This is a genomic window from Streptomyces sp. NPDC004788, assembly GCF_053601115.1.
On sequence record NZ_JBSGBF010000150.1, the window covers coordinates 1 to 12,481 of the forward strand.

Below are 12,481 nucleotides of genomic sequence, written 5' to 3' on the forward strand. Positions count from 1 at the left end.
GGCCCCGAAGGCTGACGCGGCCCCGGAACCGGCCGCGGGTGCGGACGCCGACCCGGGCGCGGACGAGGATCCAGGCGCGGATCCGAAGGCGGACGCCGCCCCGGAACCGGAACCGGAACCCGAGCCCGACGCCGACCCGAGCGTGGACGCGGGACCGGAACCCGAGCCCGACGCCGACCCGGGCGTGGAGCCCGGCGCGGGCCCGAAGGCGGAACCGAGGGCCGGTGCGGGCGCTGCGGGGGGCGCCGGTGGGGTGAGCTCCAGGGGCGTGCTGCTCTCGCCCGTCAGGTCGGCGACGAGCGCGAGGGCGCGGCGGCCCGCGACCGTGCCGCGCTTGTCGGCGAGGGCGCCGCGCAGGGCGATGGACGCCTCCAGTTCGGCGCGGGCCCGCTGGAGATTGCCGCGACAGAGCGCGAGGACGCCCAACTCGTGGTGGAAGTAGGCCTCTTCGGCGACGGCGCCGGCCAGCCGGGCGGCCTCCTGGCCGCCGCGCAGGGCCCGCTCCCAGGCGCCCCAGTGCAGTCCGGCGGCGAAGGCGGGCGCGGCGCCACGGGCGAGCTTGACGGCGCTGGTGTGGTGCTCGGCGTCGGCGCCGGAGACGGACGCGGCCAGTGCGGCGAGCAGCGAGTCGGCCTCGGCGACGACGCGGTCGGCGGTGACGGAGGGGTGTCCGGCCCACCAGGCGTAGTGCTCGGCGGCGGTGTGGGCGCGGGCCGCGGGGTCGGGCTCGTACTCCTCGGCGAGCAGCTGGGTGAGGACACCGGCGGCGAGCCGGTAGCGGGTGCCGACCGGGGAGAGGAGGCCGACGGACATGAGTTCGCCGACGGCGGCGTCGGCGTGGGTGTCGCCGACGAGGGCGGGCAGATGGGCCTGGTGCGGGACCTCGCCGCCGAGGGCGACGGCGAAGCGCAGGGTGTCCTGGGCGGCGCGGCTGAGCCGGGAGGCGAGCAGGGTGGCGGGGGCGGCGCCCTCGGCGAGGCTCGGCAGCGCGATGTCACGCAGTTCGACGTCCGGGTCGTCGACGGCACGGGCGGGCGCGGCGAGCCCGGACGGGCCGAACGCCTCCTCCAGGGCACCGAAGGCGTCGAACTCGGCGGGTCCGACGCGCAGCCGGTCGCGCTGCCGCAGCAGGGCGCCGGCCTGGACGAAGCGGAGCGGCAGGCCCTCGGACTCGAACCAGAGGTCGCCGGCCCAGTTGGTCTCGTCCTCGTCGAGCTCGCGGCCGGTGGCGGCCGCCAGGAGTTCGACGGCGGCGGCGCGGGCGAGGCCGGACAGCGCGAGCTCTTCGAGGCCGGCCTCGGGCGAGGGGGCCGGGGTGTCGGGGGTGGCGGCGAACAGGAAGGCGCAGTCGGGGGTGGCGTCGAGGAGCTGGTCGAGGGCCGCGCCGCCGAACTCGAGGTCGTCGACGACGACGATGGCGCCGATGGAGCGGACCTCCAGGAGGAGTTCCTCGCGGTCGGGCCGGAAGCCGGGGGCGTACTGGACGGCCTGGAAGAGCTCGTAGAGCAGCTCGGTGGGCGTGCGGTGGTGGCCGGAGAGCCGGACGACGCCGTCGGGTGCGATGCCGGCGCAGTCGGCGGCGACGGCGTCGAGCAGGACCGTGCGGCCGGAGCCGGCGGGGCCGGTGAGCCGGGCGGAGCGGCCGCGGGTGAGGTGCTGGACGAGTTGTTCGCGCTGTTCCTGCCGTTCGAGCAGCGGGAGGACGGGGGCCGCGGGGCCGGGCGGTACGGGCGGGGTGGCGGCGCGGGCGACCTCGGCGCGCTCCTTGGCGGTGCGGCGGCGGGGGGCCGCGGGCTGCTCGGCGGGCGGGCAGACCTCGATCTCGCTGCCGTCGAGCGGGTTGAGGTTGAGCAGCAGGCCGCCGGAGACGAGGCGCGCGGTGCGTACCCGGCTGGGGGCGCCGGCCGCGGGCGCGGGGGCGGCGAGGCCGGGGCGGGCGTCCTCGCCCTCGGTGTCGTGACCGTAGTCCTCCGGTCCCCGGTTGATCGGGTCCATGGTCCAAGCTCCCAAGCGGCGGGCGATGTGCAGGCGAGCCGACCCTAGACGGTTGTCCGAGCTGCGGGAACAGGTGGGGTGGGGTGGAGACCAAGACGTCACGGTCTTGTGAGGATTGGGTGTGACGCCTGGTTCTCACAGGTGCTTCACACGCCGTTCGCCGCCCCGGGGGTCACACGCGCGCCAACTGTGTCATATGTCGACGTCACACGCGCGGCAGTGACTCCGCCGCGAGGCCGCCCTCGATGGCGAGGATGCGGTGCAACCGGGTGGCGACGAGGAGGCGCTGCATCTGCGGCGGCACTCCGCGCAGCACCAGTCGGCGGCCGCAGCGGCCGGCCCGGCGGTGGGCGCCCATGATGACGCCGAGTCCGGTGGCGTCCCAGGAGTCGAGGCCGGTCAGGTCGAGCACGAGGTCGCCGACTCCGTCGTCGACCGCCGAGTGCAGGACCGTTCGGGCGTCCGCCGCGCTTCGGACGTCGAGGCGGCCCCCGACGACCAGTTCGGCGTGGTCGCCCCTGATGTGCATATGCGCTCCCCGAGAGTGCTCCGTCGTTGCCCGGTCGTGTGCCCGTCTTCGCAACGCTTGACTTCCGCATCGGCAGAAGCGTTGCGCCTTGTAAGCGAACCGATATCGAAATTCACCCCTGGGGGCGATGGTGCCGGGGCGATCGGACCCCTGTGCGGAATCGGTTCACCGCCCCGGCCTACGTGCTGAGGCGGCGTCAGTACGTGTAGAAGCCCTGCCCGCTCTTGCGGCCGATGTCACCCGCGTCCACCATCCGGCGCATCAGCTCCGGCGGCGCGAACTTCTCGTCCTGGGACTCGGTGTAGATGTTGTTGGTGGCGTTGACGAGGATGTCGACGCCGGTCAGGTCGGCGGTGGCGAGCGGGCCCATCGCGTGCCCGAAGCCGAGCTTGCAGGCGACGTCGATGTCCTCGGCGGTGGCCACGCCCGACTCGTAGAGCTTGGCGGCCTCGACGACGAGCGCCGAGATGAGGCGGGTGGTGACGAAGCCGGCCACGTCACGGTTGACGACGATGCAGGTCTTGCCCACGGACTCGGCGAACTCCCGTGCGGTGGCCAGGGTTTCGTCGCTGGTCTTGTAACCGCGGACGAGCTCCACGAGCTGCATCATCGGGACCGGCGAGAAGAAGTGGACGCCGACGACGGACTCGGGGCGCCCGGTCACCGCGGCGATCTTGGTGATCGGGATGGCGGAGGTGTTGGAGGCGAGGACCGCGCCGTCCTTGGCGATCTTGTCGAGGGAGCGGAAGATCTCGTGCTTGACCTCCAGCTTCTCGAAGACGGCCTCGACGACGATGTCGGCGTCGGCGACCGCGTCGAGGTCGGTGGTGGCGGTGATCCGGCCGAGGGCTGCGTCCGCGTCGGCGGCGGCCAGCTTGCCCTTGGCGACGAACTTCTCGTACGAGGTGCGGATGGCGTCGGTGCCCCGGGTCAGCGCGGCGTCGGTGACGTCGCGCAGGACGACGTCCCAGCCGGCCTGGGCCGAGACCTGCGCGATGCCGGACCCCATGAGTCCGGCCCCGATGACGGCGAGCTTCCCTGCCACGTGTTCCACCCCAAATCACCCATGGCGCGCATGCGACGCATCTCGCGCTTAACGACTGTTCACCTCTGGCTCTTCGGCGGAGATTAGCGGCCCGGGGGCACCATGTGACCGCTTAGTAAGGCACGTCACGCCCGCTTTGACGGACGTCACACCCGCGACAGGTCCGCGGGGGCGGCTACGGCCGTACCGCGTAGTCCAGCACCGCCTCGCTGAGCAGGTCCTCGATGTCATCGAGGAGGCCGAGGGCCTCGCGGGACACCTCGCCCGGGTCGCGGCCGGCGGTCATCTCGGCGCTGATGAACTCGACGACGGCGCCCTGGATCCAGGCGATCTGGCCGCCGACGAGCAGCGGCATCGTGTCGTCGGGTCCGGTGCCGGCCTCCTCGCGCAGGGCGGCGACGGTGGTCCGGCGGACCTCCTGCTGGAGGGCCATGAGCCGGGCCTGGAGGGTGGGGGCGCCGTCGATGACCCGCATGAAGTCGGCGAAGCCGGTCATGAGTCCGTACGCGGGCGAGACCGCGGTGACATGGCCGCGGATCTCCCGGAGCACCGCCCGGGCGGCGGACTCGCCGGGGTCGCGGCCGCGGATCATCCGGGCGAGGCGATGGGTGACGCCCTCCATCCGGTCGAGGAAGAGGTCCTCCTTGGCCGGGAAGTAGTTGTAGACGGTGTTGACGGAGACGTCCGCGGCCTCCGCGATCTCCGCCACCGTGACGGCCTGGAAGCCGCGCTCCAGGAAGAGCCCGGTCGCGATGTCCGAGATCCGCTGTTTCGTCTGGCGCTTCTTGCGTTCCCTCAGCCCTTCAGCCATGGAGCCATCCTAGGCATTCCTAGGCGCCCTGAAATTTTGGGGACGTTGCAAAATTTAAGAGACTCTGTTTTTGTGGTCGCCATGCCCATCATCAGCACGTCCGGGCTCTCCCGGACCTTCCGCACGAAACAGGGCGAGGTGACGGCCGTCCGCGGCATCGACCTCACCGTCCGCCCCGGCGAGATCCTCGGCTTCCTCGGTCCCAACGGCGCCGGCAAGAGCACCACCCTGCGGATGCTCAGCACCCTGCTCCCGCCCACCGGCGGCGCCGCCACCGTCGCCGGCCACGACCTGCTGCGCGACCCGGTCGCCGTCCGCCGCGAGATCGGCTACGTCGCCCAGTCCGGCGGCACCGACCCGCAGGAGACCGTCCGCTCCGAACTCGTCCTCCAGGGCCGGCTGTACGGGCTCACGCGCGCCGAGGCCGCCGAGCGCGCGGCCGAACTCGCCCACGACCTCGACCTCACCGAGCTGCTCGACCGCTCCACCACCGCGCTCTCCGGCGGCCAGCGGCGCCGGCTCGACCTCGCGCTCGGCCTCACCCACCGCCCCGCGCTGCTCTTCCTCGACGAGCCCACCACCGGCCTCGACCCGGGCAGCCGCGCCGCCCTGTGGGACCTGGTGCGGCGGCTGCGCGACGAGCAGGGCACCACCGTCGTCCTCACCACCCACTACCTCGACGAGGCCGACGCCCTCGCCGAACGCCTGGTGATCATCGACCGGGGCGTCGTCGCCGCCGAGGGCGCCCCGGCCGCGCTCAAGGCCGCACACGGGGCCGACACCCTGCAGGACGCCTTCCTCGCCGTCACCGGGCGCGCCGCCGCGCCCGTCGACACCACGCCCGTCGCCGTCTAGGAGCCCACCCGATGCTTCTCCACGACACCGCGGTCCTCTTCGGCCGCTACGCCCGGCAGACCCTGCGTTCGCCGTTCCAGATCTTCTTCGGCGCGCTGATGCCGCTGCTCTACCTGTTCTTCTTCGGCCCGCTGCTCACCGGGCTCCCGCTCGGCCGCACCGGCGACTCGTGGCAGGTCCTCGTCCCCGGCCTGCTGCTCCAGCTCGGCCTCTTCGGGGCCTCGTTCGCGGGCTTCGCCGTCATCATGGAGAAGAACTGGGGCGTCCTCGAACGGATGCGCGTCACGCCGGTCAGCCGCCTCGCGCTGCTGCTCGGCCGCACCCTGCGGGACGCCGCGCTGTTCCTCTTCCAAAGCGTGCTGCTGGTGCTCACCGCCCTGCTCATGGGCCTGCGGGCGCCGCTCGCCGGCATCCTCATCGGCTTCGACTTCGTCGCCCTGCTCACCTTCTCGCTCGCCTCGCTCTCGTACGTGCTCGCGCTGAAGCTGCCGAGCCCGCAGGCGTTCGGCCCGGCGGTCAACACCCTGGCGATGCCCTCGATGCTGCTGTCCGGCCTGATGCTTCCGATGGCCCTCGCCCCCGGCTGGCTCGACGTGCTCTCGCACTTCATGCCGTTCCGCTATCTGGTCGACGCGGTGCGCGACGCGTACGTGGGGCACTACGCGACCGCCACGATGCTCTACGGGGTCCTCGCCGCGACCGGACTCACGGCACTCGCCGTGACGGTGGGCACACGCACGTTCCGGAAGGCCGGGGCGTAACTACGCTGGCCTCATGGTCAATCTGACGCGTATCTACACCCGCACCGGCGACAAGGGCACCACCGCCCTCGGCGACATGAGCCGGACCGCCAAGACCGATCTGCGGATCTCGGCCTACGCCGACGCCAACGAGGCCAACGCCGTCATCGGCACGGCCGTGGCCCTCGGGCAGCTCGACGAGGAGGTCGTCAAGGTCCTCGTCCGCGTCCAGAACGACCTGTTCGACGTGGGCGCGGACCTGTCGACCCCCGTGGTGGCGGACCCCGAGTACCCGCCGCTGCGCGTCGAGCAGTCGTACATCGACAAGCTGGAGACGGACTGCGACCGCTTCCTGGAGCAGCTCGACAAGCTCCGCTCCTTCATCCTGCCCGGCGGCACGCCCGGCGCGGCGCTGCTGCACCAGGCGTGCACGGTGGTCCGCCGGGCGGAGCGCTCCACGTGGGCCGCGATGGAGGTGCACGGCGAGACGATGAACCCGCTGACCGCCACGTACCTCAACCGGCTGTCAGACCTGCTCTTCATCCTGGCGAGGGTCGCGAACAAGGCCGTCGGGGACGTCCTCTGGGTCCCGGGCGGCGACCGCTGACGCCTTCGCGGCAGGGTCCTTCTTCGGCCAGATCGCGTACGACAGCGCGATCAGGCCGTGGATGCCGACCGCGCGCCAGGCGGCGAGGATCCAGCTCTTGAGCGACTCGGTGCGGCCGGCGTCGCCCACGTACCAGGTCGCGATCAGCAGCAGCACCGTCGCCACCACGGCTCCGACCAGGGTGCCCAGCCACACCTCGCCCTCGTGCCGGGCGCGGGCCCTCCCGTAGCGGGGCGGCTTCGGCGGCGGCGGGCCGCCGCCCAGGCGGTGCGCGGCATGGCCGTCGAGCCACTTCACGGTGCGGTGGCCGTGGCCGACGGTGTAGCCGATGTAGACGGCGGCCAGCCCGTGCTTCCAGCTGGGGTCGGCGCCGTTCTTCAGGTCGACCGCGGTGGCGACCAGCAGCACGACCTCCAGGAGCGGCTCGCACAGCAGCAGGGCGAGGCCGGTGCGCGGCATCCTCAGCAGATAGCGGGTGGCGAGGCCGGCGGCGAGCAGCGCCCAGAAGCCGACCTCGCAGATCACGATGAGCGTGACGATCACGGCTCTCCCCTTTCGGTACGCCTCCAGGCTCGTCGCCGTCCGGGGCACTTTCGTCGTCGGCGGTGAGGAACCGCCCCTACATCCTTCGACGGAGGCAGGGCCGGGCACGCTCGGCCCGGACGAGGAGGTACGAACCCGGGGCGGCGTGTTGGATGAGGACGTGCACCTCCCCCGACCCCATCGCGACGACCTGCTGATCGCCTTCATCGGCCTGGCCGGCGGGCTGGTCCTGTGGGCCTTCGGTCTGTACGTGACCGGGCAGCACGTCCTGTCCGAGCGCTGGGCCACGCTGATCCCGCTGACGGTGATGGCGGCCATGGAGGCGCTGCGCCGCACGGCCCCGCAGACCGCGCTGATCGTCGGCACCGCCGCCATCGCCGCGGACCAGCTCACCAACGGCAACCTCGCGACCGTGCTGATGTTCACGGACGTGGTCTACGCGGCGGTCGTGTACGGCACGCCCGCCTCCGCCCGCCGCATCCCGTACACCACGGGTCTGGTCACCGTCGCCATCACCGTCGTGCTGCTGATCTGGTGGCAGAACGCGGTCGCGCTGCTCGTCGGCGTCCTCTCGGGCATGATCAGCTTCCTGCCCGCGCTCACCGGCGCCATCGTGCGCAACCACCGGCAGGCCGCGGACGCCGCCCGGCTGCGGGCCGAGCAGACGGCGCTGCTCGCCGAGATGGACCGGGCCCAGGCGGTGACCGCCGAGCGCGCCCGAATGGCCCGCGAGCTGCACGACATGGTGGCCAACCACCTGTCGGCGATCGCGATCCACTCCACGGCCGCGCTGTCGATCGACGAGCCGGGCACGACCCGGCAGGCGCTGACCGTGATCCGGGAGAACAGCGTCGCGGGCCTCGCCGAGATGCGCCGGCTCATCGGGCTGCTGCGGGACAGCGACACGGACGCCGGGCCGGCCGCCGCGCCCCGGCTCTCGGGCCTCGCCGCGCTGGTCGCGCAGGCGCAGGCGAACGGCGCGTCGAGCGGCCTGACGTTCACGCTCGACGACTCCCGCGCGCAGGACGAGGAGCCCTTGCCGGCGCCGGTCGAGCTGGCCGCGTACCGGATCGTGCAGGAGTCGCTGACGAACGCCCTCAAGCACGCCGGGGCCGGCCCCGTCGGTGTGTTCCTGGCCCGCGACGCCAAAGCGCTGACCGTGCGGGTGACCAGCCGGTACGGGGAGCGGCCCGGGCCGCGCGCGCCGGGCTCGGGGGCCGGTCTGGTCGGCATGCGGGAGCGGGTGGCGCTGCTGGGCGGGGAGTTCGACGCGGGGCCCGCGGCCGACGGGGGCGGGGCGAGGATCTGGCAGGTGCGGGCGGTGCTGCCCGCCGAGGAGAGGACACCTGACGCATGACGATCCGCATCGTGGTCGCCGAGGACCAGAGCGCGGTACGGGCGGGGCTCGTGCTCATCCTGGGCAGCGCGCCCGACATCGAGGTCGTCGGCGAGGCGGCGGACGGCGAGCACGCGGTGGAGCTGGCCCGCGCACTGCGGCCGGACCTGGTCCTGATGGACGTGCAGATGCCGAAGCTGGACGGGGTCTCGGCGACCCGGCAGATCGTCGCCGAGCGCCTCGCGGACGTCCTGGTGCTCACCACCTTCGATCTGGACGAGTACGTGTTCGGGGCGCTGCGCGCCGGCGCCGCGGGCTTCCTGCTGAAGCAGACGGACGCGAAGGACCTGCTGGACGCGGTGCGCACGGTGGCGCGCGGCGAGGGGCTGATCGCCCCGGCGGTGACCCGGCGCCTGATCGCCGAGTTCGCGGCCCCGAGCCGGCCGGCCCCGCCGGACTCGGCGGTCCTGGACGGGCTGACGCCCCGGGAGCGGGAGGTGTTGTCGGCGCTCGGCGCGGGTCTTTCGAACGCGGAGATCGCCGTGCGCCTGGAGATGGCGGAGGCGACCGTGAAGACGCATGTGTCGAAGGTGCTCGGCAAGCTGGAGCTCCGGTCGCGGGTCCAAGCGGCCGTACTCGCCAGGGAGTTGGGGATCTGACGAGAATCTGAGAGATCCGGTTCCGACGTTGGTCTGGACCTCTTGACGCTTGGTACAGACCTTTCTACGCTCACGGGGCGCGCGCAACTCACGGACCACCCCCACGTTGACCGTCCGCTACTTGAGGAGCACCGTTGAGCACTCAAGCACCGACGCGCAGAGCAGGGTTGAGACGCCGGGCCGCCGCCGGTCTCACCGCCCTGGTCCTGCCGCTGGCCGCGCTGGTCGGCCTCGCTGCCCCCGCCGAAGCCGCCACCTCCGTCACCGCCACGTACACCAAGACCCAGGACTGGGGCACCGGGTTCGAGGGCAAGTGGACGGTGAAGAACACCGGCACCACCACCCTCTCCTCCTGGACGGTCGAGTGGGACTACCCCTCCGGCACCTCCGTCACCTCCGCCTGGGACGCCGACGTCACCGGCTCCGGCACCCACTGGACCGCCAAGAACAAGTCGTACAACGGCAGCCTCGCCCCCGGCGCCAGCGTCTCCTTCGGCTACAACGGCGCGGGTCCCGGCTCCCCGTCCGGCTGCAAGGTCAACGGCGGCCCCTGCGACGGCTCCACCACCCCGCCGCCCGGTGACACCGCGCCCTCCGCCCCCGGCACCCCGGTCGCCTCGAACATCACCGACACCTCGGTGAAGCTGACCTGGACCGCCGCCACCGACGACAAGGGCGTCAAGAACTACGACGTGCTGCGCGACGGCGCCAGGGTCACCACGACCACCGGCCTCACGTACACCGACACCGGCCTGACCGCCGGCACCGACTACAGCTACACGGTCGTCGCCCGCGACACCGCCGACCAGACCGGCCCCGCCGCCGGCCCGGTCGCCGTCCACACCACCGGCGGCGGTGGCGGCACCCCGCCCCCGACCGGCAACACGGTGAAGATGGGCTACTTCACCGACTGGGGCGTCTACGGCCGCAACTACCACGTGAAGAACATCGTGACCTCGGGCTCCGCCTCGAAGATCACCCACATCAACTACGCCTTCGGCAACGTCACCGGCGGCAAGTGCGCCATCGGCGACTCCTACGCCGACTACGACAAGGCGTACACCGCCGACCAGTCCGTCGACGGCGTCGCCGACACCTGGGACCAGCCGCTGCGCGGCAACTTCAACCAGCTGCGCAAGCTGAAGAAGCTCTACCCGAACATCAAGGTCATCTGGTCCTTCGGCGGCTGGACCTGGTCCGGTGGCTTCGGCCAGGCCGCCGCGAACCCGGCCGCCTTCGCCCAGTCCTGCTACGACCTGGTGGAGGACCCGCGCTGGGCCGACGTCTTCGACGGCATCGACCTGGACTGGGAGTACCCGAACGCCTGCGGCCTGTCCTGCGACACCAGCGGCCCGGCCGCGTTCAAGAACCTGGTCCAGGCCGTGCGCGCCAAGTTCGGTCAGAACGCGATCGTCACCGCGGCCGTCACGGCCGACGCCTCCACCGGCGGCAAGATCGACGCCACCGACTACGCGGGCGCCGCACCGTACATGAACTGGTTCAACGTGATGACGTACGACTTCTTCGGCGCCTGGGCCGCGCAGGGCCCGACCGCCCCGCACTCCCCGCTCACCTCGTACCCCGGCATCCCGCAGCAGGGCTTCAACTCGGCGGAGGCGATCGCCAAGTACAAGGCGAAGGGCGTCCCGGCGAACAAGCTGCTGCTCGGCATCGGCTTCTACGGCCGCGGCTGGACCGGCGTCACCCAGGACGCGCCCGGCGGCACCGCCACCGGACCGGCGGCCGGCACGTACGAGCAGGGCATCGAGGACTACAAGGTGCTCAAGAGCTCCTGCCCGGCCACCGGCACCGTCGCCGGCACCGCCTACGCCCACTGCGGCAGCAACTGGTGGAGCTACGACACCCCCGCCACCGTCACCTCCAAGATGAGCTGGGCCAGGAACCAGGGCCTCGGCGGCGCGTTCTTCTGGGAGTTCAGCGGTGACACCGCCAACGGCGAACTCGTCGGCGCCCTCAGTGCCGGTCTGAACTAGCAGGAGCGGGGGACGATCCGGTGGGGCCCGCCCAGCAGGGCCACGGCCCCCCGGTAGCCGTCCACCGCGTCCAGGTCGTACAGCCGCACCGGCGGGTGCGGCTGTACGCCGTCCCGGCGCGACTCCGCGTCCCCGTCCCCGGCCCGCCCCCGCCAGCCGAGCAGTTCCGCCGGCCGGTCGGGGGCGGCCACCGTCAGCCGCGCGGGATCCACCCGCAGCCCCTCCCCCGTCGCCTTCAGGACCGCTTCCTTGCGCACCCAGTACGTGGTGAACGCGGCGGCCCGCTCAGGCTCCGGCACCCGGTCGTACGCGGCCCGCTCGGCCGGCGAGAGCACCGGCAGCGGCAGCTCGGCGGACGGCTCCGGCACGCGCTCCACGTCCACGCCCACCGGCGCCCCGAGGGACAGCGCGACCGCGACCAGCTCGCCCGAGTGGGACAGCGAGAACTGCACGGGGGCGTCGGCGAGATACGGCTTGCCGTGCGTCCCCCTGTCGAACGAGAGCGAGGCGGGATCCCGGTCGAGCACCTCGCCGAGCACCGTACGCAGCAGCGCGTGCGCGGTCACGTACTGCGCGCGCACCCGTTCCTCGGTGAGCGACTCGTACACCCGGCGTTCCCGCTCGTCGAGCAGCACGGAGAGTTCACGGGCAACGGAAACGGCCCGGGCGGTCCACACATGGCACTCACCGGGCCGTACAGATATCTCGGAATCAGGCGACATTGACCCTCTGGCCGGGCGGCGCCGCCTCCAGCCAGGCCAGGAAGCCGGTGAGCGCGTCCTCGCTCATCGCCAGCTCCAGGCGGGTCCCGTGGACCAGACAGCCCTGGATCACGGAGTCGGAAAGGAGCGCCAGCTCCTCTTCGCCCTCGGGCATCCGGCGCTCCAGGACCTCGATGGCCGAGCGCTCCAGGATCCGCTTCGGGCGGGGGGCGTACGAGAAGACGCGGAACCAGGCGATCTCGTCACCGCTGTAGCGGGCGACGCCGTACACCCAGCCCTTGCCGGAGAGGTCCGGCGTCTCGGGGACGTTCCATCTGAGGGAACAGTCGAAGGTGCCGCCGGCCCGCTGGATCAGTCTGCGGCGCAAGCCGAAGACGAAGAGCCCGATCACCAGCAGTGCGACGACCAGGCCGCACAGAAGCAGCGCGAGGAACATCCTCACCGACCTCCTCGCCGCTACCCGTGGCCGGTGGACCCGGCCGGACCGAACACAACCTGCATCTGCATCGCCTCAGCCGCGGCACGGTCCGGAGATGTTCCGGACCGTGCCCGCGCCGGGGGGTGGGTGGGCGGGGCCGGGGGCGGGGCGGCCCCCACCCCCCGCCCCCCGCCCACGCCGCCCCCCCCCCCCGGGCCGGGCGCCGC

At 72.6% G+C, this 12,481-nt stretch carries 12 protein-coding genes and 1 pseudogene; 6 read left to right on the top strand and 7 right to left on the bottom strand.

Annotation, left to right across the window (positions count from 1 at the left end; all coding sequences use genetic code 11):
• The 4 genes from ACWEJX_RS35905 to ACWEJX_RS35920 all read right to left on the bottom strand — a co-directional run.
• Positions 1 to 1,995: ATP-binding protein (locus tag ACWEJX_RS35905; RefSeq protein ID WP_451611612.1), on the bottom strand; the 1,995-nt coding region annotated here is incomplete at its 3' end.
• Between the two features lie 205 nt (positions 1,996 to 2,200).
• Positions 2,201 to 2,524, bottom strand: a complete 324-nt coding sequence (locus tag ACWEJX_RS35910) for an STAS domain-containing protein (protein WP_019889522.1) — start codon at positions 2,522 to 2,524, stop codon at positions 2,201 to 2,203.
• A 196-nt stretch (positions 2,525 to 2,720) separates the two neighbouring features.
• Positions 2,721 to 3,569: a 3-hydroxyacyl-CoA dehydrogenase family protein gene (locus ACWEJX_RS35915; RefSeq protein ID WP_451611613.1), complete on the bottom strand. Its 849-nt coding sequence runs from the start codon at positions 3,567 to 3,569 to the stop codon at positions 2,721 to 2,723.
• 175 nt (positions 3,570 to 3,744) lie between these two features.
• Positions 3,745 to 4,380 carry a TetR/AcrR family transcriptional regulator gene (locus tag ACWEJX_RS35920; protein ID WP_451611614.1) on the bottom strand — a complete coding sequence of 212 codons (636 nt, stop codon included), beginning with the start codon at positions 4,378 to 4,380 and terminating at the stop codon, positions 3,745 to 3,747.
• A gap of 162 nt (positions 4,381 to 4,542) precedes the next feature.
• On the opposite strand from ACWEJX_RS35920, the pseudogene ACWEJX_RS35925 reads away from it, so the two are divergent.
• The 3 genes and pseudogenes from ACWEJX_RS35925 to ACWEJX_RS35935 form a co-directional block, all read left to right on the top strand.
• Positions 4,543 to 5,235, top strand: a pseudogene (locus tag ACWEJX_RS35925) (ABC transporter ATP-binding protein); the annotation flags it as partial.
• Between the two features lie 11 nt (positions 5,236 to 5,246).
• Positions 5,247 to 5,996, top strand: a complete 750-nt coding sequence (locus ACWEJX_RS35930; protein WP_451611615.1) for an ABC transporter permease — start codon at positions 5,247 to 5,249, stop codon at positions 5,994 to 5,996.
• A gap of 13 nt (positions 5,997 to 6,009) precedes the next feature.
• Positions 6,010 to 6,582 (top strand): cob(I)yrinic acid a,c-diamide adenosyltransferase, encoded by a 573-nt coding sequence (locus ACWEJX_RS35935; protein WP_451611616.1) that lies wholly within the window; start codon positions 6,010 to 6,012, stop codon positions 6,580 to 6,582.
• Here ACWEJX_RS35935 and ACWEJX_RS35940 read toward each other — a convergent pair.
• Positions 6,502 to 7,125, bottom strand: a complete 624-nt coding sequence (locus ACWEJX_RS35940) for a hypothetical protein (RefSeq protein WP_451611617.1) — start codon at positions 7,123 to 7,125, stop codon at positions 6,502 to 6,504. The two genes, ACWEJX_RS35935 and ACWEJX_RS35940, sit on opposite strands and share 81 nt — an antisense overlap.
• Positions 7,126 to 7,285: 160 nt before the next feature.
• Between ACWEJX_RS35940 and ACWEJX_RS35945 the strand changes: the two genes are divergently transcribed.
• From ACWEJX_RS35945 to ACWEJX_RS35955, 3 genes are all read left to right on the top strand, one after another.
• Positions 7,286 to 8,482, top strand: a complete 1,197-nt coding sequence (locus ACWEJX_RS35945) for a sensor histidine kinase (protein WP_451611618.1) — start codon at positions 7,286 to 7,288, stop codon at positions 8,480 to 8,482.
• Positions 8,479 to 9,120 carry a response regulator gene (locus ACWEJX_RS35950; protein ID WP_451611619.1) on the top strand — a complete coding sequence of 214 codons (642 nt, stop codon included), beginning with the start codon at positions 8,479 to 8,481 and terminating at the stop codon, positions 9,118 to 9,120. The genes ACWEJX_RS35945 and ACWEJX_RS35950 overlap by 4 nt, the downstream gene beginning before the upstream one ends.
• Positions 9,121 to 9,254: 134 nt before the next feature.
• Entirely contained in the window at positions 9,255 to 11,114 is a 1,860-nt protein-coding gene (locus ACWEJX_RS35955; protein ID WP_451611620.1) for a glycosyl hydrolase family 18 protein, read from the top strand.
• On the opposite strand, the gene ACWEJX_RS35960 is transcribed toward ACWEJX_RS35955, so the two are convergent.
• Both ACWEJX_RS35960 and ACWEJX_RS35965 read right to left on the bottom strand, forming a co-directional pair.
• Positions 11,111 to 11,836 (bottom strand): 4'-phosphopantetheinyl transferase family protein, encoded by a 726-nt coding sequence (locus ACWEJX_RS35960; RefSeq protein ID WP_451611621.1) that lies wholly within the window; start codon positions 11,834 to 11,836, stop codon positions 11,111 to 11,113. The genes ACWEJX_RS35955 and ACWEJX_RS35960 overlap by 4 nt on opposite strands.
• Complete coding sequence (locus tag ACWEJX_RS35965) at positions 11,826 to 12,272, bottom strand: DUF2550 domain-containing protein (RefSeq protein ID WP_403792036.1); 447 nt, start codon at positions 12,270 to 12,272, stop codon at positions 11,826 to 11,828. The genes ACWEJX_RS35960 and ACWEJX_RS35965 overlap by 11 nt, the downstream gene beginning before the upstream one ends.
• Positions 12,273 to 12,481: the final 209 nt, after the last annotated feature.

What these genes read in the sequence shown, in the direction of transcription:
- ACWEJX_RS35910 (WP_019889522.1), bottom strand. Translation starts at nt 2,524, where the DNA reads ATGCACATCAGGGGCGACCACGCCGAACTGGTCGTCGGGGGCCGCCTC.
- ACWEJX_RS35920 (WP_451611614.1), bottom strand. Translation starts at nt 4,380, where the DNA reads ATGGCTGAAGGGCTGAGGGAACGCAAGAAGCGCCAGACGAAACAGCGG.
- ACWEJX_RS35930 (WP_451611615.1), top strand. Translation starts at nt 5,247, where the DNA reads ATGCTTCTCCACGACACCGCGGTCCTCTTCGGCCGCTACGCCCGGCAG.
- ACWEJX_RS35935 (WP_451611616.1), top strand. Translation starts at nt 6,010, where the DNA reads ATGGTCAATCTGACGCGTATCTACACCCGCACCGGCGACAAGGGCACC.
- ACWEJX_RS35950 (WP_451611619.1), top strand. Translation starts at nt 8,479, where the DNA reads ATGACGATCCGCATCGTGGTCGCCGAGGACCAGAGCGCGGTACGGGCG.
- ACWEJX_RS35960 (WP_451611621.1), bottom strand. Translation starts at nt 11,836, where the DNA reads ATGTCGCCTGATTCCGAGATATCTGTACGGCCCGGTGAGTGCCATGTG.
- ACWEJX_RS35965 (WP_403792036.1), bottom strand. Translation starts at nt 12,272, where the DNA reads ATGTTCCTCGCGCTGCTTCTGTGCGGCCTGGTCGTCGCACTGCTGGTG.